24 protein-coding genes and 1 tRNA gene are annotated in these 25344 nt (G+C 65.7%); 15 read left to right on the forward strand and 10 right to left on the reverse strand.

Annotation, left to right across the window (positions count from 1 at the left end; genetic code table 11):
- Positions 1–40: 40 nt before the first annotated feature.
- From OJF58_RS20250 to OJF58_RS20265, 4 genes are all read right to left on the reverse strand, one after another.
- A complete protein-coding gene (locus OJF58_RS20250) occupies positions 41–1147 on the reverse strand; it encodes an IS5 family transposase (RefSeq protein ID WP_300779551.1) in 1107 nt (368 codons plus the stop codon).
- 75 nt (positions 1148–1222) lie between these two features.
- Positions 1223–2650 carry a DHA2 family efflux MFS transporter permease subunit gene (locus OJF58_RS20255; RefSeq protein ID WP_300779552.1) on the reverse strand — a complete coding sequence of 476 codons (1428 nt, stop codon included), beginning with the start codon at positions 2648–2650 and terminating at the stop codon, positions 1223–1225.
- Position 2651: 1 nt separating this feature from the next.
- Positions 2652–3731, reverse strand: a complete 1080-nt coding sequence (locus OJF58_RS20260; protein ID WP_300779553.1) for a serine hydrolase domain-containing protein — start codon at positions 3729–3731, stop codon at positions 2652–2654.
- A gap of 4 nt (positions 3732–3735) precedes the next feature.
- Complete coding sequence (locus tag OJF58_RS20265; protein WP_300779554.1) at positions 3736–5292, reverse strand: gamma-glutamyltransferase; 1557 nt, start codon at positions 5290–5292, stop codon at positions 3736–3738.
- A gap of 100 nt (positions 5293–5392) precedes the next feature.
- On the opposite strand from OJF58_RS20265, the gene OJF58_RS20270 reads away from it, so the two are divergent.
- The 5 genes from OJF58_RS20270 to OJF58_RS20290 are packed head-to-tail and all read left to right on the forward strand — an operon-like array spanning position 5393 to position 9786.
- Positions 5393–5938, forward strand: a complete 546-nt coding sequence (locus OJF58_RS20270; RefSeq protein WP_300779555.1) for a sigma-70 family RNA polymerase sigma factor — start codon at positions 5393–5395, stop codon at positions 5936–5938.
- A 50-nt stretch (positions 5939–5988) separates the two neighbouring features.
- Positions 5989–6534 (forward strand): hypothetical protein, encoded by a 546-nt coding sequence (locus OJF58_RS20275; protein WP_300779556.1) that lies wholly within the window; start codon positions 5989–5991, stop codon positions 6532–6534.
- Position 6535: 1 nt separating this feature from the next.
- Entirely contained in the window at positions 6536–7069 is a 534-nt protein-coding gene (locus OJF58_RS20280) for a periplasmic heavy metal sensor (protein WP_300779557.1), read from the forward strand.
- Positions 7070–7078: 9 nt separating this feature from the next.
- Positions 7079–8617 carry a DUF1800 domain-containing protein gene (locus OJF58_RS20285; RefSeq protein ID WP_300779558.1) on the forward strand — a complete coding sequence of 513 codons (1539 nt, stop codon included), beginning with the start codon at positions 7079–7081 and terminating at the stop codon, positions 8615–8617.
- An 8-nt stretch (positions 8618–8625) separates the two neighbouring features.
- Positions 8626–9786: a DUF1501 domain-containing protein gene (locus OJF58_RS20290; protein ID WP_300779559.1), complete on the forward strand. Its 1161-nt coding sequence runs from the start codon at positions 8626–8628 to the stop codon at positions 9784–9786.
- Here OJF58_RS20290 and OJF58_RS20295 read toward each other — a convergent pair.
- A complete protein-coding gene (locus OJF58_RS20295; protein ID WP_300779560.1) occupies positions 9756–11156 on the reverse strand; it encodes an MFS transporter in 1401 nt (466 codons plus the stop codon). The genes OJF58_RS20290 and OJF58_RS20295 overlap by 31 nt on opposite strands.
- Positions 11157–11295: 139 nt before the next feature.
- Positions 11296–12060 (reverse strand): DUF1849 family protein, encoded by a 765-nt coding sequence (locus OJF58_RS20300; protein ID WP_300779561.1) that lies wholly within the window; start codon positions 12058–12060, stop codon positions 11296–11298.
- A gap of 70 nt (positions 12061–12130) precedes the next feature.
- On the opposite strand from OJF58_RS20300, the gene OJF58_RS20305 reads away from it, so the two are divergent.
- Both OJF58_RS20305 and pdeM read left to right on the forward strand, forming a co-directional pair.
- Complete coding sequence (locus OJF58_RS20305; RefSeq protein WP_300779562.1) at positions 12131–12628, forward strand: L,D-transpeptidase family protein; 498 nt, start codon at positions 12131–12133, stop codon at positions 12626–12628.
- A complete protein-coding gene (pdeM, locus tag OJF58_RS20310) occupies positions 12625–13347 on the forward strand; it encodes a ligase-associated DNA damage response endonuclease PdeM (protein WP_300779563.1) in 723 nt (240 codons plus the stop codon). The genes OJF58_RS20305 and pdeM overlap by 4 nt, the downstream gene beginning before the upstream one ends.
- A gap of 9 nt (positions 13348–13356) precedes the next feature.
- Here the strand turns inward: pdeM and OJF58_RS20315 are convergent, their stop codons facing one another.
- Positions 13357–14157: a hypothetical protein gene (locus tag OJF58_RS20315; protein WP_300779564.1), complete on the reverse strand. Its 801-nt coding sequence runs from the start codon at positions 14155–14157 to the stop codon at positions 13357–13359.
- A gap of 46 nt (positions 14158–14203) precedes the next feature.
- Here OJF58_RS20315 and mobA point away from each other — a divergent pair, with 46 nt between their 5' ends.
- Both mobA and dksA read left to right on the forward strand, forming a co-directional pair.
- On the forward strand, positions 14204–14920 hold the full coding sequence (mobA, locus tag OJF58_RS20320; RefSeq protein ID WP_300779565.1) for a molybdenum cofactor guanylyltransferase: 717 nt from the start codon (positions 14204–14206) through the stop codon (positions 14918–14920).
- A gap of 410 nt (positions 14921–15330) precedes the next feature.
- Complete coding sequence (dksA, locus tag OJF58_RS20325; protein ID WP_300779566.1) at positions 15331–15756, forward strand: RNA polymerase-binding protein DksA; 426 nt, start codon at positions 15331–15333, stop codon at positions 15754–15756.
- Positions 15757–15817: 61 nt separating this feature from the next.
- On the opposite strand, the gene OJF58_RS20330 is transcribed toward dksA, so the two are convergent.
- The 3 genes from OJF58_RS20330 to OJF58_RS20340 all read right to left on the reverse strand — a co-directional run bounded on the left by OJF58_RS20330 (position 15818) and on the right by OJF58_RS20340 (position 20026).
- Complete coding sequence (locus tag OJF58_RS20330) at positions 15818–17284, reverse strand: D-aminoacylase (protein ID WP_300779567.1); 1467 nt, start codon at positions 17282–17284, stop codon at positions 15818–15820.
- A gap of 3 nt (positions 17285–17287) precedes the next feature.
- Positions 17288–18796: a M81 family metallopeptidase gene (locus OJF58_RS20335; protein WP_300779568.1), complete on the reverse strand. Its 1509-nt coding sequence runs from the start codon at positions 18794–18796 to the stop codon at positions 17288–17290.
- A gap of 330 nt (positions 18797–19126) precedes the next feature.
- A complete protein-coding gene (locus OJF58_RS20340; protein WP_300779569.1) occupies positions 19127–20026 on the reverse strand; it encodes an N-formylglutamate amidohydrolase in 900 nt (299 codons plus the stop codon).
- A gap of 104 nt (positions 20027–20130) precedes the next feature.
- Between OJF58_RS20340 and OJF58_RS20345 the strand changes: the two genes are divergently transcribed.
- The 6 genes from OJF58_RS20345 to OJF58_RS20370 all read left to right on the forward strand — a co-directional run bounded on the left by OJF58_RS20345 (position 20131) and on the right by OJF58_RS20370 (position 25311).
- Positions 20131–20205 (forward strand) — tRNA-Val (locus tag OJF58_RS20345).
- Positions 20206–20222: 17 nt separating this feature from the next.
- Entirely contained in the window at positions 20223–22265 is a 2043-nt protein-coding gene (locus OJF58_RS20350) for an NAD(+) synthase (RefSeq protein WP_300779570.1), read from the forward strand.
- Positions 22266–22319: 54 nt separating this feature from the next.
- Positions 22320–22730: a DUF3775 domain-containing protein gene (locus OJF58_RS20355; protein WP_300779571.1), complete on the forward strand. Its 411-nt coding sequence runs from the start codon at positions 22320–22322 to the stop codon at positions 22728–22730.
- A 72-nt stretch (positions 22731–22802) separates the two neighbouring features.
- The gene (locus tag OJF58_RS20360; RefSeq protein ID WP_300779572.1) at positions 22803–23210 is read left to right on the forward strand and encodes a rhodanese-like domain-containing protein; all 408 of its coding nucleotides are present in this window, start codon (positions 22803–22805) and stop codon (positions 23208–23210) included.
- Between the two features lie 9 nt (positions 23211–23219).
- Positions 23220–24836 (forward strand): class I adenylate-forming enzyme family protein, encoded by a 1617-nt coding sequence (locus OJF58_RS20365; RefSeq protein WP_300779573.1) that lies wholly within the window; start codon positions 23220–23222, stop codon positions 24834–24836.
- A gap of 4 nt (positions 24837–24840) precedes the next feature.
- Positions 24841–25311, forward strand: coding sequence for a DUF3237 domain-containing protein (locus OJF58_RS20370; protein WP_300779574.1), 471 nt, complete (start codon positions 24841–24843; stop codon positions 25309–25311).
- Positions 25312–25344 lie beyond the last annotated feature (33 nt).

A 25344-nucleotide genomic window follows, 5' to 3' on the forward strand; every position in this document is an offset into this window, starting at 1 on the left:
TAGTCCGGCATCTCCACGATGCGCCACTTGCCCAAGACGCTCATGCCGGGGGCGCCAGGAGCTTGGGCAGCCGGATCAGGTTGTAGGCGGCCAGGCCCAGAGTGAACGCGGCGTCCACTCGGGCGCGCCCTCGGAGCTTGATCCTGGCCAAGCCTGCCGAGCCTTTGATCCAGCCGAACACCTCTTCGATCCGCTTATGACAGCGCTGGCTGACGCCATAGCCGGGATGACGGGTCGTGCGCCGGTCGATCGCGGTGACGCGCGGCTTGCCCGTGATGCGCACGTGGCCATCGATGGCGATGTGCGGCGTCACGTTGTGGCGGCGCAGATCGCCGATGAACTGTCGAACGTCGTAAGCCTTGTCGGCTCCAAGCGTGATCCGCCTTCGACCAGGCCTGCTGGCCACCAGCTGAAGCGCTGTTTCCCGCTCGGCCGTTCCCGTCGCCAAGCTTATGCCGCCGTCCACCGCCAGACCGTGGCGGTTCTCCATCAGGACGTGCCCCATGTAGCAGAGCTTGGCCGCCTGACCGTCGCCCTTCCTGTAGAGCCGGGCCTCGGGGTCAGTGGTGCTCCGGTGCGTCCCGTTGGAGCGCTTCTCCTTGTGGAAGTCGCGCTCGGCATTGCGGCCCGGGCCTGAGCTGTCGTTATCCCGGCCGTCCTTGCGGCGGAAGCTCTTGATCGAGGCCCACGCCTCAATCAGCGTCCCGTCGACCGAGAAGTGGTCGCTCGACAACAACCGCTTCACCTTCGGCTGGGCCAACACCGCCTGCAGGAACTTGGCCGCGATCTCTCCGCCCAGCAGCCGGTCGCGGTTCGTCGTGAAGCTCGAGTGATCCCACGCCGGATCGTCCACCCCCAGGCCGACGAACCAGCGAAACAGAAGATCGAACTCCACCCGCTCCATCAGCTGACGCTCCGAGCGGATGCCGTAAAATGCCTGCAGCAGCATCGCTCGCAGCAGCCGCTCCGGCGGGATCGACGGTCGCCCCAGCCGACGCGGGTAAAGTGCCTCGAGGTCCTCGTTCAGCGACACCAGGGCCGCGTTCGCAATCTCCCGAATCACCCGCAGCGGATGGTCTCGACGAACCCGCACTTCGAGATTCACATATGAAAACAGTGACCCTGACCTGACGTCCGAACCCCGCATGCCGATCCTCGATACTCACCGTGTCGAGTGAATCATGCCTGATCCCGTCTCGCTACAGACTTCTTCAACAGCCTGCTAGACGAGTTTCCGGCCGCTGATGGCGCCACCGTCATTCTTCTTGAGACCCATGAAGATGACGGACGAGGCCATGGTCATGATCCCGAGCACGATGAAGGCCTGGTGGACGCCGTGGATCAGGGCGGTCGGATCGGACCGGAGCGAGGCCGGCACGAACATCGCGGCGATCAGCGATGCCGAGGCGATGCCGAAGCTGATCGACATCTGCTGCCCGGTGCTGGCGATGGTGCTGGCCGCGCTGGTCTGCCGGGCGCCGACATCGGCATAGACCAGCGTGTTCATGCTCGTGTACTGGGTCGAGGTGAAGAAGCCCAGGATGAAGGCCTGCAGGGCGATGCGCCAGGCCGGCGTGCCGACATCGATGGTCGCAAAAAGCATGATCAGCACGCCGAGCGTGAGCGTGTTCACCACGAGCACATTGCGGTAGCCCAGCCGTGCGAGGATTCTCGGCACGATCACCTTGAGACCCATGGCAGCCAAGGCTTGCGGCATCACCAGCAGGCCCGACTGGACCGGCGAATAGCCGAGGCCGACCTGGTAGAGCAGGGGGAAGAGGAACGGCAGGCCGCCGAGCCCCAGCCGGCTGAAGAAGCTGCCGGACACGGCGGCGCGGAAAGTGCGCAGGCGGAACAGGCTGAGCTGCAGCAAGGGAAACGGCGTGTGCGTCGCCTTGATGCCGTAACCGGCCAGCAATGTGCCGGAGAGGAGCAGCAGACCCGCCATCTCGATATCGCCGAGGCTGTTCTCGCCGAACACCTCGAGCACGTAGGAGAGGAGCGAGATGCCCGATCCGAACAGGATCAGGCCGACGATGTCGATCGGGTGGGTGCTGGATTCGCGATAATCGGGCAGGAATCGATAGACAAGGAGGAGGCCGGCGAGGCCGACCGGAATGTTCACGAAGAACACCACGCTCCAATCGAGATAGTGCACGATCAGGCCGCCCGAGATCGGTCCCAGCATCGGGCCGATGAGACTCGGGATCGAGACGAAGCTCATCGCCCGAATCAGCTCTGACTTGGGAAAGGTCCGCACCATGGTCATGCGGCCCACCGGCACCATCATGGCGCCGCCCATGCCCTGCACCACGCGGCAGGCCACGAGCATGGCGATGTTCACCGAGAGGCCGCACAGCAGCGACCCCAGCGTGAAGAGCCCGATGGCGCAGGCGAAGACCCGCCGCGTGCCGAATCGATCGGCCATCCAGCCGCTGATCGGAATGAACACCGCGAGGCTGAGTGTGTAGCTGGCGAGCACGGACTTCATGTCCAGCGGTGTCACGTGCATCGCCTCGGCGATCGCCGGCACCGCGGTGTTCAGGATCGTCGTGTCCAGCGACTGCATGAAGAAGGCCACGGCGACCAACCACGGCAGCAGGCGCTTTATGGTGTCGGTTGGAGGAGCGGGAGCGGTCGTGGTCGTCATGTCAGTCGATGGAGGGGAACGATCCTTGTCCGTTGGCAGCGAATACTCTTTCGCCGAAGGCCGGAATGAGAGGGCGCCCGCCTTCGCCGTTGGTCATCAATGCCAGACCGAAGCTGCCGTCGGCGACAAAAGTAAGCACCGAACGAAAGCCGGCATTCACACCATAGTGATACAGCAACGGCGGCCGGCCGCTCTGCGGATGCACGAAAATGCCGAGGCCGGTTGGACCGTCCCCGACGGGGCGCGCCATTGATCGGGCAAGATTCCGGCTGATCAGACCGCCTCCACGCCAGCTTGCCGAAATGACGAGGGCGAGGCGGGCGAGGTCGGCCGCGGTCGACCAGAGCCCCGCCGCGGCGAGCTCCGGATAGACATGACAGCGTCCTGGTAGCGGCCGGCCTTCGAGATCATGTGCCGTCGCGGCATCGGATTCGGATTGCGGCAACGGCTGGGCGAAGGAGCTGCGGGCCATGCCGGCAGGCCCCAGGACGAGATCGGAGGCGAGATGCTGGAATGGCCGACCGGCCGTATCCATGGCGAGTTGCTGCAAAACCATGGTGCCACCGCCCGAATAGCGGAAGGCCTGGCCTGGCTCCCATTCGACTCGTACGGGCGGCGTGTTGGCCGGCGGCGCTCCCTCCAGGATCTGCGGCAAGCTCGGCAAGGTCGCGCCGACCGCGTAACCGGGAAAGCCCGGCACATTGGTTCCGGCCCTATGGCTCAGGAGCAACCGCGGCGTGACCGCCTGCGCACGACGGCCCGGCAGCTTCCATGAATGCAATGCCTCGTTCACCGGCTGGTCGAGGTCGACCGTACGATGGTCTGCCAGATGCAGGATCACCTGGCCAGCGACGACCTTGCTGATGGAAGCGGCCTGGAACAGGGTCCGAGCGTCGGCGCCCAGTGTCACGCGCTCGGCGACCTTGCCGTTGCGGACGAGAGCGACGCTCGCTGCTGGCACGTGATGGCGTGCCATGAGCAGGCGCAGGTCGTCGGCCAGCTTCGCCTCCGCCTGGGCCGAAGCCCGCGAGGGCAGGAGCGACGTCGCGCCGCCGAGGAGGACGAGGCGGCGCGACGTCATGAGGCTAAAGGGCTGCGCCGCCCGCCCACGGCGACATGACCTCGTTCATGCCCGTCAGCTCGCGGGTCGTCGGGTCGCGCACGATGCAGCAGGGATTGGCGAAGCCGAGAGGCGAGATCTGGTTGGTCACCTCGACGATCGGAAGCTTGGCCGCGATCGCCTTCTTCACGTCATCGGGCAGATCGCGATTGACCCGGATCGGCCCCACGCCCGACACGTCGATGCGCGGCTGATGGAAGGCCGTTTCGACGTCCAGTCCACGATCGACCAGCATCATCGAAAGCTGCGTGACGGCTGGCACGATGCGCCGTCCGCCCGAGGCGCCGATGCAGAACCAGGGCTGTCCATCCTTGACGACGACTACCGGGCAGATGTTGCAGAGGGGCCGCTTGCCGGGCGCGATCGAGTTCGGCCGGTTGGGTTCGGGATCGAACCACAGCATGCCGTTGTTCATGGTGATGCCGGTCCTGGGCAGCATCACGCCGGAGCCGAACAGCGACATCAGCGTCTGCGTGAGCGCCACCATGTTGCCTTCGCTGTCGGCGGCGCAAAGATGGGTGGTGCAGGTGTTGGTCGGCTTCTCGCCCAGCGTCTTGAGCCGTTCCTCGTAGGCGTGATGCATCGCCTCGGCGACGCCCGTGAAGAATGCGGCATCGGGCGCGCCCTTGCCCTTGGTCCGATCGCCCAGCAGCTCGAGCGTGCGGCGCAAGGTCGGGCCCGCCGTCAGCCCGCCTGCGACGTTGACCGTGATGCCGTGATGTTCGAAGGAGAGCGGCTCGACGATCCTTGCGTCGTAGCTCTTGAGATCGTCGTAGGAAATGGCGGATCCGCCTGCCTGCAGATCGGCGACGATATCCCGGGCGAGGCCGCCTTCGTAGAATTCGCGCGGTCCTCCGTCCGCCAGCCGTCGCATCGTCTGGCCGAGATTGCCGAGCTTCAGGTAACGCTTGGTGCCTTGCCAATCGTTGGTCGGCACGCGGCCATCGTCGCACAGGTAGCTCGCGCGCGATGCGGGAAACCTCGAAAGATGCTCCGCCCCGTTCGCGATCATCACCTGCATATACCAGTCGAGTTCCATGCCGCGTTCGGCAAGCGTGATGCCAGGCGCCAGTGCGTCCTTCCACTCGATGGTGCCGAAACGCTCGAGGGCCTTGCCGAGGCCGGCGACCATGCCCGGAACGGCGATCGCGTGGTAGCCGACCTCGTTGCGCTGCTCGAGGATGTCGGGCCAGGCGAAGGGGTTGGCCGGACCTGGGCCCACGATCCGGTAGGCCGCGGGATCGAGCTTGCCGGCCGAGATCGGACCGTAGTCGATCGTCCAGGCGCGCTTCTCCTTTGCGCTCCAGATGGTCATGAAGCCGACGCCGCCGATGCCGCTCATCCACGGCTCGATGGCGCCGATCGCCATGCCGGTGGCGACCGCTGCATCGATCGCGTTGCCGCCCTTGCGCAGAATATCCACGCCGACCTCGGCCGCCCGGCAGTTCTGGGCAACGACGACCCCCTTGCCACGCACCGCCCGCTTGGTGATCTTCACTTGCCGTGTCAGCGATTCGCTCATCGATCCCTCTGCGTTGTTGCCTGCTGACTGTAGCGGGGCCTCATTTGGCCACAAACCCCGATAGACTGCTCTGCGGACAGGCCATGGACGGAACGCGGGTGTGACGGAACTCGGCCAGATCGACCTGCGCTCGCTGACGGCGGGCCACAAACGCACGTGGGATGCATTCGTCCAAGCCGCCGCTCCATTGATCCATGCCGTGGTGCGCCGGTCTCTCAACTCGCACCGGCTGGGCGAGGACGATGTGCTGGATACTGCCCAGAACGTATTTGTGCGCCTTTGTGCCAACGACTTTCGGCTCTTGAAGACGTATGACCCGGCGCGTGCCGGGCTTTCCACCTGGCTCGCCGTGGTGGCCCGCTCGGCAGCGGTCGACTTCCTGCGGCGGCGACGACAGGCCACCACCGCAATCGACGACATTCCCGAAGCGGCTCTGGCGGTCGAGGATCGCCATGTCGAGAAGCTCAGGATTCCGGATGGCCTGCTCACCGAGCGGCAGACCCTGATCCTGAAATTCTTGTACGACGAGGAGCGGGATGTGGCCGAAGTTGCACAGCTTCTGAAGATCGATGCGCAGACCGTCCGGAGCACCCATCACAAGGCGCTTCTGCGTTTGCGTGAACATTTCCGCGAGGACGCGCCATAGGTCGGGGATGATGGCGGTCAGTATGGCGTAAGGTAGTGCAGGAGATTTCCATGACTACGGAACGTAGCTCGAAAAGTGACCGGGAGCTGTGGCGCAGCCTCGCGCTGGACCACGGCCCGTCGTCTTCGGCGGCCGTCTCCGATCTGGATTTCGCGGCTTGGCTGGATGGTCGTCTGCCCGAGGCAGAGGCGGCGCGTATCGATGCGGCTGTCGCGCGCGACCCTGAATTGCGCGTCGCTGCGGTCGAGTTGGCAGAAATTCTGGGCAAGCCTTTGCCGGCCCCGCCGTCGCGCCTGGTCGTTCGCGCGCAGGCGTTGGTGGGCTTCGCTGCAGAACGTTCCGCTGGGCGCCATGTGCACACGGGGGTTCTGGCGCCTCTGGCGGCGTTCCTTTCTCCGTTCGGCTCGTTGCAACGCGGCCTCATGGCTGGCCTCGCCATCGCCGTGGCCGCCGTCGGCTTCGTGATGGGTGGTGGCCTCGGTGAATCCTTCGCCGCGCAGAAGTATGCCTCGGTAGAGGATTCGTCTGCCTTCCTCGGTCCCCTCGGCGCCGATGCGTCGCATCAGTTGAACGATCTGTTCACGGACAGCATCTGAGATGTCGTCGCGGTTCACCCAGATCCTGCTCGGCCTGTCGCTGCTGCTGAACTGCTTCGTCCTGGCGGGCTTCGTCTACAGGACCTGGATCGCACCACCGCCGTTTGCCGAGGCAGGGCGGCGCCCACCGCCGCGCGGCGGTCCGCTGGAGATGCTGGCGCGCGACGTGAAGCTCGACGACTCGCAGCGTCGGGCCCTGAACGATTTGTTCGATCGCTACGCCGGCGAACGCCACGACCGGTTTCGCAAGTTCCAGGCGATCCGGCAGGAAATGGCCGGCGAACTCAAGAAGCCCGAGTTCGACATGGCCCGGATCGACGCCCTCGTGGATCGCATGGCGGCGCTGCGAACGGAGTCTCAGAAGCAGAACTTCGCTGCGCTGGCCCAGCTCGCCGACCAACTTCGCCCCGATCAGCGCCAGCAACTGCATGCGATCCTTGCCGAACGGTTCGGAAGCTCGCCGCGCTGGCGTCCACCGCCACCGGACGAGGCTCGTCCGAAGCCCGGTCCGGCGCCGGCCCATCCTCCGCAATAGGAGGCCCATATGATGGTGCGTCTCGGTCGACGTGGTTTCGTGGGCGGGGCGGTTGCCCTTTCCGCCGCACTGTGGATGCCGCGGCCGGGTCGGGCTGCATCGGCGATGGGCTTCGACGTTGCCCGCCACTTGCTGTCGCGGACAGCCTTCGGAGCGACACCGGCCGAGGTCGAAGCGCTGGCTTCCATGGACTTCCCCGCCGCAATCGAGCGGCTGTTGGCGACCGGCCATCCGAAGACGGCGACGCCTGCGCCGGGCTGGGTGGATGAGACCCTGTCCGCTCTTCGCGAGCTGCGGCGGAAAGCACGGGCGGCGGCCGGCAAGACCCAGGACGGGAAGCCGGTGAACGAGGCGGCCCGGCTGGTTCGGGCGCACGGGCAGGAGCTCAGAAGCTGGTGGATCGGCGAGATGCTGGCGACCAACCAGCCTCTGGTCGAGAAGATGACCCTCTTCTGGCACAACCATTTCACCTCCTCGATCCAGAAGGTGCGCTACGTGCCCGCCCTGTATCGCCAGAACGTGCTGTTCCGACGCGAGGCGCTGGGCAATTTCGCCACGCTTCTGAAGGCGGTGGCGCGTGATCCCGCGATGCTGATTTACCTCGATGGCGTGCGCAACATGGCGCGCCAGCCGAACGAGAATTTCGCGCGTGAACTGCTCGAGCTGTTCACGCTGGGGGAGGGCCACTACAGCGAGGCCGACATCAAGAGCGCCGCCCGCGCTTTCACCGGCTGGTCGATCGACCGCGATAGCGGCCAGTTCGTGGACCGCATGCAGCTCCACGACGACGGAGAGAAGACCTTTCTGGGCCAATCGGGGCATTTCACCGGCGACGACATTCTCGCGATCCTGCTGCGTCATCCGCGGACGGCGGAGACGATCGTCGAGAAGCTTTGGCGCGAGTTCGTGTCGTTCACGCCCGGCCCTGCGGAGGTCAAGCACCTGGCGGCCGTCTTCCGCGGCAACAATTACGAGATGAAGCCGCTTCTGCGGGCGCTCTTCCTGTCGCCGGCTTTTCGTGATCCGGCCAATCGTGGCGCCCTCATCAAGTCTCCGGTCGAGCTGATCGTGGGAACGGTGCATGTGTTCGGCCTGCCGGTGCCGGATCCGACGCCGCTGGTTCGGATGACCGCGGGACTGGGCCAGGCCTTGTTCGCACCTCCCAACGTCAAGGGATGGCCGGGCGGCGAGAGCTGGATCACGACGAGCACGCTGCTTCTGCGCCAGCAATTCCTGCGCCGGCTGATCGAGGCCACGACAGTGTCGTCCCTCGATGGCAACATGGCGATGGCCCGGCGCGGCCGTCGCGCGGATCGGATTCAACAAATGCCGGAGGCGACGATGGAGTCCTATCCGGTCGAGGGTCGCTCCTTGCGCGGCGCTTCCGGCGAAGCGCAGCTGGGGCCGACCTTGACCGGCGTCGACAAGGGCACGCTCCTGCGTGCGCTTCTCCCGCGCAAGCCCATCGATGCCGCGGCGGTCGAGGCCGGATCGCCGGGCGCTGTCGTTGCGGCGGCGCTGCTCGATCCGGCCTATCAGTTGAAATGAGGAGGATCATGATGGATCGACGCCATTTCCTTCTCGGTTCTTCCGCTCTTTCGGTCGTCCTCGCGAGCCGGTCGGCCTTGGCCGAGCAGCGCCGCCGCGTGCTGATCCTGGTCGAGCTGAAAGGCGGCAATGACGGGCTGAACACCGTCATCCCGTATGCCGACCCTCTCTACCATCGCTTCCGCCCCGGCATCGGCGTGCCGCGTGACGCGACAATGCAGCTCGACGAGCGTGTCGGCCTGAACCGGAATCTCGAGCCGCTGATGAAAGCCTGGAAGGCGGGCGACTTCGCAATCGTCCAGGGAGTGGGCTATCCCTCGCCCAACCGCTCGCACTTTCGCTCGATCGAGATCTGGGACACCGCGTCGGCATCGGACCAGGTCCTGAGTGAAGGATGGGTGTCGCGTGCCTTCGAGGGCGTCCAGCTTCCTCGCGGCGCCGGCGTCGACGGGATCGTGGCCGATACCAACGCGCTGCCGATGACGGGGCCGGGACTGCGCACGATCGTCATGCAGGATGCCGCGAATTTCCTGCGGCAGGCCGCGGCGATGAAGGCGGAGAAAGATCCCCGTGACGATACCAATCCCGCCCTGCGTCATCTGCTCGAGGTGCGGCACGAGGTGAACGCCGCGGCGGCAGGGCTGCACGACAAGCTTCACGACGGGCCGGTGCCGGCTTACGCTTTCGCGGCGGACAACGGCTTCGGCCACCAGCTCGATCTCGCGACGCGCATCGTGATGGCGCATGTGCCGGTCGTGGCGATCAAGGTGGCGTTGATCGGCTTCGACACGCATGCCAACCAGGTGCCGACGCAGGACCGGTTGCTCGGTTTTCTCGCGTCCGGTCTCGCTACGCTCCGCGAGAACCTGATTGCAGCCGGCCTCTGGAACGACGTGCTCGTGATGACCTATTCGGAGTTCGGGCGGCGGGTCCGGCAGAACGCCAGCGGCGGCACCGACCATGGCACCGCAGCCGCGCACTTCGTCATGGGCGGCAAGGTGAGGGGCGGTCTCCACGGCGCCTACCCATCGCTGGCCGACTTGCAGGACGGCGACCTCAAGTATGCCGTCGACTTCCGCAACCTCTATTCGACGCTGGCCCAGGGCTGTTGGGGGCTGCGGCGCGATTTCGGCCAGCGTCAGGCGCGCCCGCTCGATCTCATCGCCTGAGGGCCGCGCCGGCCCAGCAGCTCGTCGCGTACCGAGCCGCGCACGGGCTCGACGGGGACGAACCACGCGAGCAGGGCGGCCAGCACCTTGATGACAACCGGCAAGACCACATACACCACGATCAGGGCGAAGGTTCCGTATTCGCGGCGCGCCGGATCGAAGCCGAGCATGGCCGCCACGGGCAACGAGCCGGCGGCGCCGATCGCCGTCGCAAGCTTGGTGGCCAACGCCCACAGGCCGAAGTATGTGCCCGTCTTGCCGCGCGTATCGCCGCCTTCCGGCGCATCGATGATGTCGGCCAGGATCGACGGCGGCAGACCATAGTCGGCGCCGATCCCCATGCCGGTCACGACGGAAAGAGCCAGGAACCAGTAGAAGTCGCCGGGGCCGACGAACACGGCCAGCGCCATGGCACAGGCGGTGAGCAGCATGCCGAAGAACCATGCCGCCATCTTGCCGACGCGTCGGGAAGCGATCAGCCACAACGGCACGCTGGCAGCGCCGGCGATGAAGTAGACGAGCAGGATGGTCCCCGCCTGCACCTTGGTGCCCACGAGCACGTGCTCGACGTAGAACAGCATCACGGTGACGGCGACGCCCAGTGCGGAGCCGTTCACGACGAAGATCAGCAGCAGGCGGCGGAACAGGCGGTTCTTGAGCGGGGCGAAGAAGGCGATGAAGGCATTGCGCTCGGCATGGACCACCGGCGGATGGACCGATGGCCCCGCGCCGAGCAGCGTCGGCAGGGAGAACACCAGGGCGACGGGGATGAACAGGAGCCCCAGGATCGTGTAGCCGTGCGCGTCCTCGAACAGGCTCGTGAGAATGGTGGGCAGCACCACCGCGATCGTCATGCCGATCAGGCCGAACACCTCGCGGCCAACGGTGACCTTCGTTCGCTCGTTGTAGTCGTCGGTGAGCTCGGCGCCATGCGAATGGTAGCTGATCGACACGCCGGAATAGCCGAAATGGACCAGAAGCAAGGCGGCCACCAGCCATATCGCCATCAGGCTCTCGTTGCTCTGCCACGCGCCCGGCGGGGCGAACAGCATCAGGAAGCCGCCGGCGAGGACAGGCACCATCAGGCCGACGAAGGTGAGCCGGCCGCGCGGGCCGCGGTGGGTGAAGCGGTCGCTGATCAGCCCGATGACCGGGTCCTGGATGGCATCGACAACGCGGGCGAAGATGAAGATCACGCCCATGACCTCGAGCGGGACCCTGAGCACCTCGCCATAGAAGTGGCTGACATTCAGCACGACGGGCAATGCCGCCATCGCGAGCGGAAGCTGGAGCGTCGAATAGGCGATCAGACGGTCGAACTTTATTCGGGCACTCCCGGTGGCGCCGCTGCCGGTCGATCCTCTATTCACCCACAAGCCTTCCCATTCTTCTTCCTTGCCTTGCGCAGGGGCGCCGCGTCGCCGCTGGTTATATAGGTCGGGCCGCCGCCTGCCAAAGGGCTTGCGGTGTCAATTGGCGGGTATCCGCCAATCCGGGCCAGGGGCGGAGCTACGAGCTGGAGCAGGCGGGAGCCTGGTGCATCTGCAGTTTCTGCAGGTCGGCGCTCACCTTGATGAGGCCGGTATCGACCGTCAGCCGGTCCAGAACGCCATTTTGATAGACATTGGCGCTGACCGAAAACAGCGGTCGGTGATCCTGTTCGCGGCCTCGGGTGAACGCCATGAACACCGGCCAGGAGTGCTCGGCTGGCACCGCCACCGGCTTCTGGGCCGGCGGTTCCGGGCGCAGCGCGTCGGGATCGAGTTCGGTCACGTCGACCAGGAAGGCATCGCCGAAGATCTCCGCATCGAACATGAGCGCGGGGAAGGCGGTGGCCTTGGCACGCAGGCGATCGACCAGGTGGCCGATGGCGGCGACCGGCATCAGGGTCGCTGCCGGAAGGACCAGGTGTGTCGGTCCATTCGGCGCCGTGATCTCCAGCCGGAGCTTGCCGTCGGCGCGTTCCACCTTGCCCGTCGTGGTGCGTTGGTCATCGTTCTGTATCTGCACGAGGCGATAGCGAAAGCCGGTGCCGTCCCGGGGCTCCTTGCCGTCGAGCTTCGAGGCGAGACTGAGCTTCCAGGTCGAGGTGAGGGCAATCTCCGTGGAAATATTTCGTCTGATGTGCCAGCCGCTGCAGTCCAGCGTGATATCCTGGACCGCGATGCCGATCCGCGGGCCGTTGGCGGCAGTGCCCAGGCGCAGGACGTATTCGGCCCGATGGGGCTGTAGCTGCGCGGCCGCTTCCTGTGGGACCAGGAGCGCCAAGGCCATCAACAAGCACACACCTCGACTCATCGAGCCACCTTGCGTAGAGGACTGCGGAAGGTCAATCGTACCGGCGATGAGATGGCGTGACTTCGTGGCGTTGCGATGGCGGGGCCGGGCCGGTGTGCCGCTTCCCGCAGCAGCCGGCGTGCAGGCCGATCTGGTCGAGGTGTTCAAGGGAGCGCGCCGCCTGGACCTCAAGCGCGGCGGGACGGTCATCAGGAGCTATCGCGTGGCGCTCGGCTTTTCGCCGCAAGGACACAAGGAGCGGGAAGGGGACGGCCGCACGCCGGAAGGTGTCTATCGCATCGATGCCCGCAATCCGCGCAGCGCGTTCCATCTGTCGTTGCGGGTTTCCTATCCCGACGCGGCCGACGAGGCGCACGCGATGAAGCTCGGCGTGCCGCCCGGCGGCGACATCTACATCCACGGCCTGCCCAACGGACTGCGCAAGCTTTTCGTCCGTCATCCGCTCAAGGACTGGACCACCGGCTGCATCGCCGTCAGCGACGCCGAGATCCGGGAGATCTGGTCGCTGGTGCCGACGGGTGCCCGCGTGATGATCCATCCATGACCGGTCTTGCGTTCCTGTGCGCCGGCGAGCGACTGGAAGCCCTGCCGATGGGGGCGCTCCATTGGCCCGGTCGGAGGCTGATCGCGGTTGCCGACCTCCATCTGGAGAAGGGTTCTTCCTACGCCGTCAACGCGCGCAAGCTGCTGCCTCGCCACGACACTCGCCAGACGCTGGTGCTGCTGGGCAAGCTGATCGACACGCTGCGGCCCGAGACGGTCGTTTGCCTCGGCGACTCCTTCCATGACCGCGAGGCGGTCGACCGGTTGCCCACAATCGAGCGCGCGGAGATCGAGCGCCTGACGAGGCTCGCGCGGTTCGTCTGGATTGCCGGCAATCACGATCCGGCGCCTCCTCCCGACGGCTGGGGGCACGTGGCGGAGGAGATCGCCGATGCGCCGCTGGTTTTCCGGCACGAGGCGCTGTTCGGTGCGGCCGATGGCGAGATCTCGGGGCACTATCATCCCGTCGCGGCGCTTACCGTCCGGGGCCGCGGCCTGCGGCGGCGCTGCTTCCTGACCGATGGTCGCCGCGTGATCCTGCCTGCCTTCGGCGCCTATGCCGGCGGGCTCAATGCTCTGGATCCGGCGATCGCCCAGCTTTTTCCCGACGATTACGACGCGCTGGTCGTCGGCCGGGACACCGTGCGCCGTCTCTCCTGGCGCCAGCTCCGGCCGGACGCCACGCTGGCATCCCTCGCGCGGGTGCGCGAGGTGCGGTGAAGATCGGCCCTACCGGGGCAATTCGTATTTCAGGGTGACTTCGCCGAGACCCTCGATCCTGCCGACGGCGGTGCTGCCGGGCGGTACGAACTGGCAGGCGACCATGCTGCCCGAGGACACGATCATGCCCTTCTTGAGCCGCTTGCCGTGCTCGCCGAGCTTGTTGGCGAGCCAGGCCAGGGAGTTGTAGCAATGGCCCATTACGTCGCCCGAATGGCCGGTGCGCACCACCTTGCCGTCGAACGAGATCGAGCCTTCGAGATCGGCGAGGTCGAGGTCGCGCCAGCCCTTGTTGGCCTTGCCGAGCAGCGATCCGCCGTTCCAGCCGAGATCCATGATCAGGGCGAAGGCCGAAAGCCGGCTGTAGTCGGCGCCTCGGTCCTCGATCAGCTCGAAGCCGGCGCGGGCGTCGCCAACATAGGGCGCGATCGTCTCCTTGTCGTAGGCGCGCCCCTTGGGCGCCGGCACATCGGCGTTCACCGTCAGAACGATCTCGAGCTCGACGCCGAGACGTGTCCACCGGTCGGCGCGCACCGAGGCCTTCTCATGAAAGACGCGCTTCTTGCGGATCGGCCCGTAGGCCGGGCTGCGCAGGCCGGTCTGCTCCCAGATCTGCGGCGCCGTAAGGCCGATCTTGTAGCCGACGACCGGCCCCTGCTTGGGAACGAGCTTCTTCAGGAAAGCGTCCTGGACCTTGTAGGCGGTGCGCTCGTCCTCCGGCATGTACTGGGCGGGCCACCAGCCCACCGTCGCACGGGCCTTGTCGACCGACTGCAGCCAGCTCGCCACCTTGGCGACGCTCATAGCCATGGTTTCCTCCCCTTGCCTGTCGTCCAGCGCTTCGCATAGTGCGCCCATGGCGGTCAACGCGTTCCACAATCTTGGGCCGGTGCGCGCAGGAGCACTGGTCGGTGTCGTGCTGGCCGGCGGGGAGGGGAGACGGATGGGGCCGGGTACGCCCAAACCGTTGCGCCTGCTGGCCGGCAAGCCGATGGTGGCCCATGTCGTCGAGCGCCTTGCGCCGCAGGTGATGGATCTGGTCGTGGTGGCCAACGATCCCGCGTCCGAACTGCGGGCGCTCGGTGTTCCGGTCATTCCCGATCCGATCGATGTGCAGCGTCAGGCGCGGCGCGAGGGCCGGCGGCTGGGGCCGCTGGCCGGCATCCTGGCCGGGATGGAATGGTCGCTCGAACACCATCCGCATTCGGGCTGGATCGTGACGGCTCCGGCCGACGTGCCGCTCCTGCCGCTCGATCTGACGGTGCGGCTTTGCGGGCATATGCATGTGCCCGAGCCGGAGGTGCTGGTGGTGCGCCACGGGCGGCGTCGCGAGCACACCTTGGGCGTCTGGTCGGTGACGCTTGCCGCCGATCTGCGACGGGCCGTGCTCGAGGAGGGCGTGCGGCGTGTCGAGGACTTCGCCCGCCGGCGGCGCTTCGCCGAACTCGTCTGGCCCGGAGGCCGTGCGGGCGCGTTCCTGAACGTCAACACGCCCGATGATCTCAGCCGGGCGGAGCGTCAGGTGAGGTCGGATCGGCGGGCACGAGCTCGATCACGTTTCCGTCAACCATGACCTTCCCGGCGTTCTCGAAATTGACGGTCAGTCGATGGCCGATCATCGACTGGATCTAGCCCAGGCCCCAGTCGGGACGATCCGGATGGCGCACGAAGTCGCCGGGCGACAGCAGGACGTTTCCAGCTTTTTCGGGCATGTTCGGCTCGGCTGTTCCTCGGGATCGATCTTTCCGTGACCTTTAAGCGTCTTGTCGCTGCGGTGCAGCATCAAAGTCGAGGCGGGTCCTTAATGCCCCGGCCTGAGGAAAGTTTTCTCAATCCGGGCTTTGCTGCAGTGCACGACAAACGGCACGGCTGGAGTGCGAACGAACTTGCGGGAGGAAAGTTGCTCCCTATACTCCGCGCGCCTTTGAAGGTCCGCCTTCCCCCGAGGCGGACGTGTAGTCGCTGCGAGTGGAGTTGCCGACGATGTCGATCACGTTGCCGCAGAATTACCGGCCGACCGACCGCGAACCTTTCATGAATGCCATGCAGCAGGAATATTTCCGGCAGAAGCTGCTGAAGTGGAAGGCCGAGCTGATCGAGGAATCCAACCAGACATTGCAAAACATGCAGGAAGAAAGTCTTGCCCAGCCCGATCTGGCCGATCGCGCCACGGCCGAGACCGATCGTTCCCTGGAGCTCAGGACCCGTGACCGTTTCCGCAAGCTCATCTCCAAGATCGACTCGGCGCTGAAGTCGATCGACGAGGGGACCTACGGCTACTGCGAGGAGACCGGCGAGCCGATCTCGCTGAAGCGCCTGGAGGCCCGGCCGATCGCGACACTCTCGGTCGAGGCGCAGGAACGCCACGAGCGGCTGGAGCGCACCCGACGCGACGAAGGCGCGGACTGAAGAAAGAGAGAAGGGCCTGCAGCGAGCAGGCCCTTCTTTTTTGCTGGCACGCGGTGCTTTGCTACGCCGAAGCCTTCGCTTCCGCTTGCAGTTCCTGCCGCCGGAGCGCGCGGCCTGAACGGCCGCCGCCCGGCTTGCCGTCGCGCCACACGATCGCGCCGTTGCACAGCACCGTATCGATACCCTTGGCGGGAGAGATCGGCTTGTCGAAGGTGGCCGTGTCGATAACCGTCGCCGGATCGAAGATGCAGAGATCGGCGTAGAAGCCCGGCTTCACCTCGCCACGCCTGGTGAGATGGAAGCGCTGGGCCGAATAGGACGTCATGCGCCGTACGGCATCTTCCAGCGGGAAGAGCTTCAGATCCCGCGAATAGTGGCCCAGCACGCGCGGGAAGGTGCCCCACAGACGCGGATGGGGATGGGTGTCGAAGGGAATGCCGTCCGAGCCGATCATCGCCCCGGGATGGGCCATCGCGGCCTGCACGTCCTTCTCGTCCATCATGAAGTAGATCGCCCCCGCCGGTTGCAGGCGATCCGCTGCCTCGTAGATCGAGCAGCCCATCTCCCTGGCGATGTCCTCGAGATCGCGGCCGCTGACCCCTTGCACGGTGTCGGACCAGGTGATCAGCACCTTGTCGGCGCGATCGAGCATCTCCTTGCGCAGGATCGTCGAGCCCGCGACATAGGGATAGACATCGAAGGCGATCTGCTGCTGCTTCATCGCTTCGGTGAACTTGGGCAGCGTCTCCTTCATGCGGCCGAAGTTGCTGCGTCCCGAGCATTTGTGGTGCGAGACGATCACCTCGGCGCCGGCGCGGCGGCCGATCTCGAAGGTCTCGTCCATCGACTTCAGGATATTGTCGCCCTCGTCGCGCATGTGCGCGGTGTAGACGCCACGCCACTTGCCGAGCGGCTTGGCGACCTCGGCGACCTCGTCGGTCGAGGCAGCCATCGCCGGCGGATAGAAGAGGCCGCTCGACAGGCCGATCGCACCCTGTTCCAGGCTCTGGTCGAGCAGGCCGCGCATCACGCCGATCTCGGTCGAGGTCGCCTGGCGGGCGAGATCGTCGCCCATGGCATTCATGCGCAGCGTCGAATGACCGATCAGGAAGGCGCCGTTGATGGCCGGCTTCGCCGCTTCGACCTTTCCGGCGAATTCGCCGAACGTCCTGGCGACATTGGCCTGCTTCTTCACGATCAGCGTCAGGAAATGGCCGATGTCGGAGCGCGTGAACGGCGCGGCCGAGGCGCCGCAATTGCCGCACACCACCGTAGTCACGCCCTGGCTCGCCTTCATCGCCATCGTCGGATTGTCGATCAGTGCGGTGTCGTCGTGCGTGTGCACGTCGATGAAACCCGGCGCCACGACCTTGCCGGCGGCGTCGATCTCGTTGTCGCCCTTGAGCGCCCCCGGCGCTTCGACCGCGGCGATGCGGTCACCCTTTAAGGCGACGTCGGCGGCGAACAGCTTCCTGCCCGTTCCGTCAGCGACCTGGCCGTTGCGGATGACGATGTCGTAGCTGGGCATGATCTACTCCTGGGCTGCATTGCGGCTGAGCCGCATGTCGAGGTCGAACGGATAGAGCGGCCGCTTGATCCTGGTGTACTTGAAGAGCTTGAGATCCGAGGCCGTGCAGCCGTCGCCGTCGCACATCACGATATGCCTGGCGATGGGCTCGAAGCCGGCGCGGAAATGCTGGCGCGACTTGATCAGCACGAACTTCTTGGCGCGCGGGTCGATGCCGCAATGGGTGAAGACGCCGAGATCGTAGGGCTCTGCGCGCTTCTCGGACACGACGATCTGCATCTTGCCGGTATCGAGCACGGCGGTCCGGCCCATACGGATGGTGGTCCCGGTCGCCATCGGGCCGGTCACCACGAACTCGCCATCGGTGATGGCCTTCACCTTGCCGGTGATCTCGAGCGGCTTGCCCTTGAGGCCCATGGCCGGCATGTCGATCTTGCCGCCGAGCTCGAGAGTGACCTCGGCGCCGACGCCGGCCTTGATCATCTGTGCGACGCACGCGGGATCGCAGATCGGCCCGGCGCAGGCATCGTCGAGGTCCTGCCTGATGGCTTCCTCGATCACGCTCATCACGTCCTGGGTTCCGCCGGACGCGGTGTTGTCGCCATGGTCGGCCATGACGACCGGCCCTTCGGCATAGGACTTGGCGCGCGCGACCTGCACCGACAGCGGCTCGGGATGGAACAGGAAACCTTCGCGCTTCTCCCAGGCCGTATCGAGGATCCGGTTCAAAAGGATCTCGCCCTCGGCGGTCCGCTTGTCGCAGACGATCACGGAAGAGAGGGCGAGGTGCGGAATGTCGGCCTGCGGGAAGCCGCCGAACACCGAGGCGTTCAACACCTGGCCGCCGTCCTCGGCCTCATTGGCCATGCCCATCAGCGTCTTCATCGGCTCGCGCGAGGGCGTGTGGACCAGCGAGCTGCTCATGATCGGGCGATTGCCCCATACCATCCGGGGCTCGACCTCGCCGGCAAGAGCCCGCAACAGCGTCCGGCCGGCGCGCCGGGCCGTGTCGGCCATGTCGATGTGCGGATAGGTGCGATAGCCGGTGATCACGGTGGCGCCCTTGATCATGGCGTCGGTCATCTGTGTATGGAAGTCGAGCGCCACGGCGATCGGCACGTCGGGCGCGACCTTGCGGATTCGATTCAGGAGCTCGCCCTCGCCATCGTCGTAATGCTCCGCAACCATGGCACCGTGCAGGGCGAGCAGAACGGCGTCGCAGCCCTTTCCGACCTCGTCGACGATGGCCGTCGTCATCTGCTCGTAGGCGGCCTTGGTCACCAAGCCCGACGGATGGGCGGACGCTGCCATCGGAACCGTGAACTCCGCGTCCGCCTTGCGTGCGATTTCGATGAAACCGCCAAGCGAGGTGTTGGTGCCTTCCGCCTCGTCGATGGCCGGCTGTCCGCTCAGGGCACCGGCGCGAGAGAAGGATTCGATCGGGGTTGGCAGAGGCGAAAACGTATTCGTTTCATGCATCATCATTGCGACGACGAACTTTTTCTTGGCCACGATCCCTCCTTGTGCAACGCGCTGGTTACCCTAATGAACATTCCTCGCAGCGCCGGCATCATTAGCCTTGCAACAACTGCAATCCTGCCTCCCGAAAGCATTGTGCGTTGCAAAAAAGCAACACCATGGTTCTTACCTTGGGAATGGTTAAGCATGTGAACCAAAGGCTCTTTTTGGCCCTTGAATTCCGTTCGCAGGTGCACCATTGTTCGGGGGCAGCAAACGCCGCCTCGGCGGCCTCTATGTTTGCTGTATGCCCGTCTTGGGCGTTTCCTCCCTAAACTCGGGCCGTGCTTGTCACGGCCCTTTTTTTGTCCGCAGCAGACCTTTCTACTCGGCTGCCAGCGGTCGCGGCAGAAGCATACTGAGAGCTGCCTGACCGACTTCCTCGAGGAACCCTGCCATCAGCTTCTGCAAGGTCATTGCCGTCGGCAGCTTCTCATGGCGTGCCTCGTCCATGTAGAGCGCGCGATTGATCTCGATCTGCAGGGCATGCCGGCCGAGCGCGGGCTCGCCGTAGCGCTGGGTCGTGAAGCCGCCCGCGTAGGGCTGATTGCGCAGGACCCTGAACCCCTGCCGGGCGAGCCAGCGCTCGGCGACATCGACGAGGCCCGGCGCGCAGGCTTCGCCGTGATTGTCACCCAGGACGATGTCGACCCGCTTGTCTCGATCGCGGATGCCGGTGCCCGAAGCCGACGACGGCATCGAGTGAGCGTCGATCAGCAGAACCGCGCCGAACAGGGCGTGAACTTGCTCGACCAGGCGCGACAATGTCGCGTGATAAGGACGCCAGCAGGTCCCGAGCCGACGTTCGATCTCGGCCGATGGCACACGCCCCCGATAAATGGCTTCGCCGCTCGCCGCCACGCGCGGGATCATGCCGAGCCCTGCGGCGACCCGTGTGGTGCGATGATTGAGCGGCCGTGGCAATGGGCCTTCGAACATCCCGGGATCGAGCTCGTAGGGCTCGCGATTGGCATCGACGTAGGAGCGGGGGAAACGCGCCGCCAGCAGCGGCATACCGAGAGCGGGCGCCGCGGCGAAGAGTTCGTCGACGAAGGCGTCTTCCGCCCGCCGCAGGGCGGCGAGGGGTACGGCGGCGGCCGCGAGGAAATCGGCCGGATAGAGGTCGCCGCTGTGCGGCGAGGCAACGATCACCGGCAGGCTCTGGCGAGCCGGCATCCTACAGTCCAACGGCTCTTGATCGACCGAAAAAGCCGGAAGTTCCATCTTCAAGTCATAGCGTGCAAGGCAGGGAACGTCACCTGTCGTGCACTTGCCAAGGCGGAAAGGCCGATGTAGACGACCGCACCCTTCGTCAAGGGGCCGGTGATGGGCGCGTAGCTCAGCGGTAGAGCACTGTCTTGACATGGCAGGGGTCACAGGTTCAATCCCTGTCGCGCCCACCATCGCCGACCACAACCCCTTGACCGACTTTTTCTCCCTCTACTCCCACGACTTCGTGCGCGTGGCCTGTTGCGTCCCGCGTACCCGCGTCGCCGATGCCGGCTACAACCTCAATGAAACGCTGAGGCTCGCCGCGCGGGGCCACGCGACACGCACCGCGGTGATGGTCTTTCCCGAGCTCGGACTCTCGTCCTATGCGATCGACGATCTGCTCCTGCAGGATGCGTTGCTCGACGAGGTCGAGGCATCGATCGCCAAGATCGTCGAGGCGTCGGCGGACCTGTTTCCGGTGCTGATCGTCGGCGCTCCCCTGCGCCTCGCCGGACGTCTGCACAACACCGCCGTCGTCGTCCATCGCGGCAAGATCCTGGGGGTGGTGCCCAAGACCTATCTGCCGAACTATCGCGAGTTCTACGAGAAGCGGCACTTCGTCTCGGGAGCGAACCTGATCCGGCAGGAGATCACGCTGGCCGGCCAGACGGCGCCGTTCGACACCGAGCTTCTTTTCCGGGCCTGCGGCATCGACCTCACCTTCCATGTCGAGATCTGCGAGGATATCTGGGTGCCGGTGCCGCCCTCCAGCCACGCCGCCCTGGCTGGCGCCGAGCTGCTGGTGAACCTGTCGGCCAGCAACATCACCATCGGCAAGGCCGAGGCCCGCCAGCTCCTGTGCGGTAGCCAGTCCATGCGCGCCATCGCAGCCTATGCCTATTCCGCCGCCGGGCCCGGCGAATCGACGACGGATCTCGCCTGGGACGGGCAGGCCGCGATCTACGAGCTGGGCGATCAGCTGGCCACGACGGCCCGCTTCGAGAAGGAGTCGACGATCGTCCAGGCCGACGTCGATCTCGGCCGCATCCGCCAGGAACGGCTGCGCAACAACGGCTTCGCCGACTGCGCGCTGCAGGAACGCGAGCGCGTCTCGCGCTTCCGCACCGTGTCGTTCCCGTTCGAGCCGCCGACTGAAAGCGTGGCTCTCGACCGGGCGATCGAGCGCTTTCCGTATGTGCCGTCGGATCCGGCCAAGCTGCACGAGAATTGCTACGAAGCCTACAACATCCAGGTCCAGGGTCTGGCGCAGCGTTTGCGGTCGAGCGGTGTGCTGAACGCCGTTATCGGTGTTTCCGGCGGGCTCGATTCCACCCAGGCGCTGATCGTGACCTGCCGCGCGATGGATCAGCTTGGCCTCGACCGCAGGAACGTGAAGGCGTTCACCATGCCGGGGTTCGGCACATCCGACAAGACCTACGCCAATGCCTGGCGATTGATGAAAGCCCTGGGGGTCACGGCCGACGAGATCGACATCAAGCCGGCCGCCCGGCAGATGCTGGGCGATATCGGCCATCCCTTCGCCAAAGGCGAGAAGCTTTATGATGTCACGTTCGAGAACGTACAGGCGGGCCTGCGCACCGACTATCTGTTCCGTCTGGCCAACCAGCACCGCGGCCTGGTCGTCGGGACCGGCGACTTGTCGGAACTCGGCCTGGGCTGGTGCACCTACGGCGTGGGCGATCACATGTCCCACTACAATCCCAACGGCTCGGTCTCCAAGACGCTGATCCAGCACCTGATCCGCTTCGTTGCCGCGTCCGGCGACGTCGACGAGGACACCGCCGCTGTCCTGCACGACATCCTGAACACCGAGATCTCGCCGGAGCTCATTCCCGCGGGCGACGGCGGCGCGATCCAGTCGACCGAGAGCTCGGTCGGTCCCTATGCACTGCAGGACTTCAACCTGTTCTACCTGACGAGACTGGGATACCGGCCATCGAAGATCGCTTTCCTGGCCTGGAATGCCTGGCACGACGCGAACAGGGGGGCATGGCCGGTCAATCTTCCCCAGGGAACCCGCCGCGCCTATACGCTGCAGGAGATCAGGCGCTGGCTGGAGCTCTTCCTGCAGCGCTTCTTCAGCAACCAGTTCAAGCGCTCGGCGTTGCCCAATGGACCGAAGATCTCGTCGGGAGGATCGCTTTCGCCTCGGGGTGACTGGCGGGCGCCTTCGGATGGCAGCCCGGACGTCTGGCTGGCGGAACTGGACGCGACCGTTCCCAAGGGCTGACTGTCGGCCACGGTTTCTCCCACCTTCGGTCGGTCACGGAGGAGGAGCGATGCAATGCCGACACTTTCCATCTCGTCCGAGCAGGTCTGCTATCTGATCGTGAAGATGCGCGAGTTCGACGTGCAGGACGTCGATACCGACCCGGACGATTCGTCGAATCCGTCCGACGATCGGATGGTGTCCATACTCGAAGATCATGCGGACAATCCGATCGTCCAGGAACTCCAGGCCGCCATCGACGCGCTGGCGGACGAGGAGAAGGCCGACCTCGTTGCGCTCCTGCAGCTTGGCCGCGGCGACCGCGAGATCGACGAATGGCAGGCGCTGCACAACGAGGCGATGCGCGAGTACGCCGAGCACGCCGCGGGCTATCTGCTCGGCCAGCCCCAGGCGAGCGACTATCTCGAGGAGGGTCTCGCCCAGTTCGGATTCTCCTGTGCGGATTTCGAGATCGGCCGCCTGTGACTCCGACATGCCGGGGCTTCCGCGCCTGCTGTTCTGAAAGTACAAAGGGGCATCGGGTCTGGAGGAATGCCCATGCCGCTCAAGATCAGGAAGACGGTGCAGCAGATGGTCGACGAGGCCAACCGCGACATCGAGACGGTGCCGGTCGCCGAGGCGATGAAGCTCGTGGGGCAGCCCGGCGTCACCTTCATCGACATCCGCGATCCGCGCGAGCTGTGGCGCGAGGGCACGATCCCCGGCGCCATCAATGTGACGCGCGGCATGCTGGAGATGTGGATCGATCCGGAGAGCCCCTATGCCAAGGACTACTTCCAGACCGGCAACAAGTTCGTCTTCTTCTGCGCCGGCGCCTGGCGCTCGGCGCTCGCGACCAAGACGGCGCAGGACATGGGCCTGACGCCGGTCGCCCATCTCGAAGGCGGACTCGGTGCCTGGAAGAAGGCCGGAGGACCTATCCAGAAGGTCGAGCCCAAGAGGTAGGCGCGTCCGATGAGTCCGGATCAGTCATCTCCGGCCGATCTGCTCGTCCCGCAACCGACAGCGGCGGACTTTCCCGAGTTCGTGTCGATCCCGGTCCGGGTGGCGCGGAACGCCGCTCGATGGCCGGACAAGACGGCGGTGAAATGCGGCGACGAGAGGCGGAGCTGGCGCGACTTCGATCGGCGCGTCGACAAGGTGGCCTGCGCGCTAACGGGCATGGGGATCGGCAAGGGCGACAAGATTGCAATCCTCGCCGCCAACTCGATCGAATATCTCGAGACCTTCATGGGCGGCCTGCGCGCGGGGGCCTGCGTCGTGCCGCTCTCGACCATGGCCGCCGCCGATGCGCTCGAGAAGATGCTCGACGATTGCGACGCCAAGCTGCTGTTCCTCTCCGACCGGTATCGCGCGCTGGTCGAGCCCTACGAGGAGAGACTCGGCAAGCTCGTGCCGGGCGGCCGCATCGCCTACGACTTCGAGCGCCAGGGCTGGCACGGCTTCGAGCGCTGGCTCGCTCCGGCCGGCGAGACGGCCTTCGACCTGCCGATCGATCCGCTCGACGACTTCAACATCATCTACAGCTCGGGCACGACCGGCCTGCCGAAGGGCATCCTGCACAGCCATGCGATGCGGGACATCCTCGCCGTTCGCTTCCAGGCCTTCGACTACGGTCCCGACACGATCTCGCTTGCCTCGACGCCGCTCTACTCCAACACGACGCTGGTCGCGGTGCTGGCGACCATCGGCATCGGCGGCACGACGATCCTGATGCCGAAGTTCGATGCGGTGCAGTTCCTGGAGATCGCCGAGCGCGAGCGTGTGACGCATGCCATGCTGGTGCCCGTGCAGTATCAGCGCCTCCTGGCGCACCCAGATTTCGGCAAATACGATCTCGGTGCCTTCAAGGCGAAGCTCTCGACCAGCGCGCCGTTGCGCGCCGAGGTGAAGGCCGAGTGCTTGAAGCGCTGGCCGGGGCGGCTGATCGAGATCTACGGCCTCACCGAAGGCGGCGGGAGCTGCACCCTCGAGGCCAATCTCCATCCGGACAAGCTGCATACCGTAGGCAAGCCCGGCCTCGGCAGCGAGATCGTGGTGCTCGACGAGCAGGGGCGGGTGCTGCCGCAGGGCGAGGTGGGCGAGCTCGCCGGCCGCGCCCAGCTCATGATGAAGGGCTACTACAAGCAGTCCGACAAGACGCGCGACCTTTTCTGGCACGACAAGGACGGCCGCCTGTTCTTCAGGTCCGGCGATATGGGCCGGATCGACGAGGACGGCTTCGTCGTCCTGCTCGACCGCAAGAAGGACATGATCATTTCCGGTGGCTTCAACGTCTACGCGGCGGATATCGAGGTTCTGCTGCTCAAGCATCCCGACGTGGTCGATGCGGCCGTGATCGGCGTTCCGAGCGAGCAATGGGGCGAGTCGCCGATGGCGCTATGCGTGCGCCGTGAAAGCGCTGCCGCCACCGAAGACGAGATCAAGGATTGGGCCAACGGCCAGCTTAGCAAGACGCAGCGACTGGTCGCTGTCGAGTTCCGCGAGGAGCTGCCGCGCAGCACCATCGGCAAGATCATGAAGCGTGAGCTGCGCGAGCCCTACTGGGCCGGGCGCAGCGCAAGGATCTGAGGTCATGACCGAACCGACACTCCGCTCGTCCCACCTGTTCACGCTGGCGCTCGATGTCGATCCGAATTCCGCGGATCTCGGCGAGACGCCCTACGGCCGGCGCCGCATCGCGACCGTGAAGGGCGGGCATTTCGAGGGAGAGGAGCTCAAGGGGACGGTGTTGCCATCGCCCGGCGGCGACTGGCTGCTGCAGCGGCGCGACGGCATCCTGATGCTCGACGTGAGGCTGACGCTCAGGACACACGACGACCATCTGGTCTACATGCACTATCGCGGCATGCGGCACGGGCCAGCCTGGGTGATCGAGCAGCTCAACAAGGGTGAGAAGGTCGATCCCGGCCAGTACTATTTCCGCACCACGCCGTGGTTCGAGACCGCTTCGGAGAAGTACCGCTTTCTCAACCGCATCGTTTGCGTGGCCACCGGCCGGCGCGATCCCGCCGGCCCGGTGTACGAAGTTTTCCAGATCCTTTGACCTCGATGCGCACACCATGACAATCCTGTGTCA

This window comes from Enhydrobacter sp. (assembly GCF_030246845.1).
Taxonomy (GTDB): domain Bacteria; phylum Pseudomonadota; class Alphaproteobacteria; order Reyranellales; family Reyranellaceae; genus Reyranella.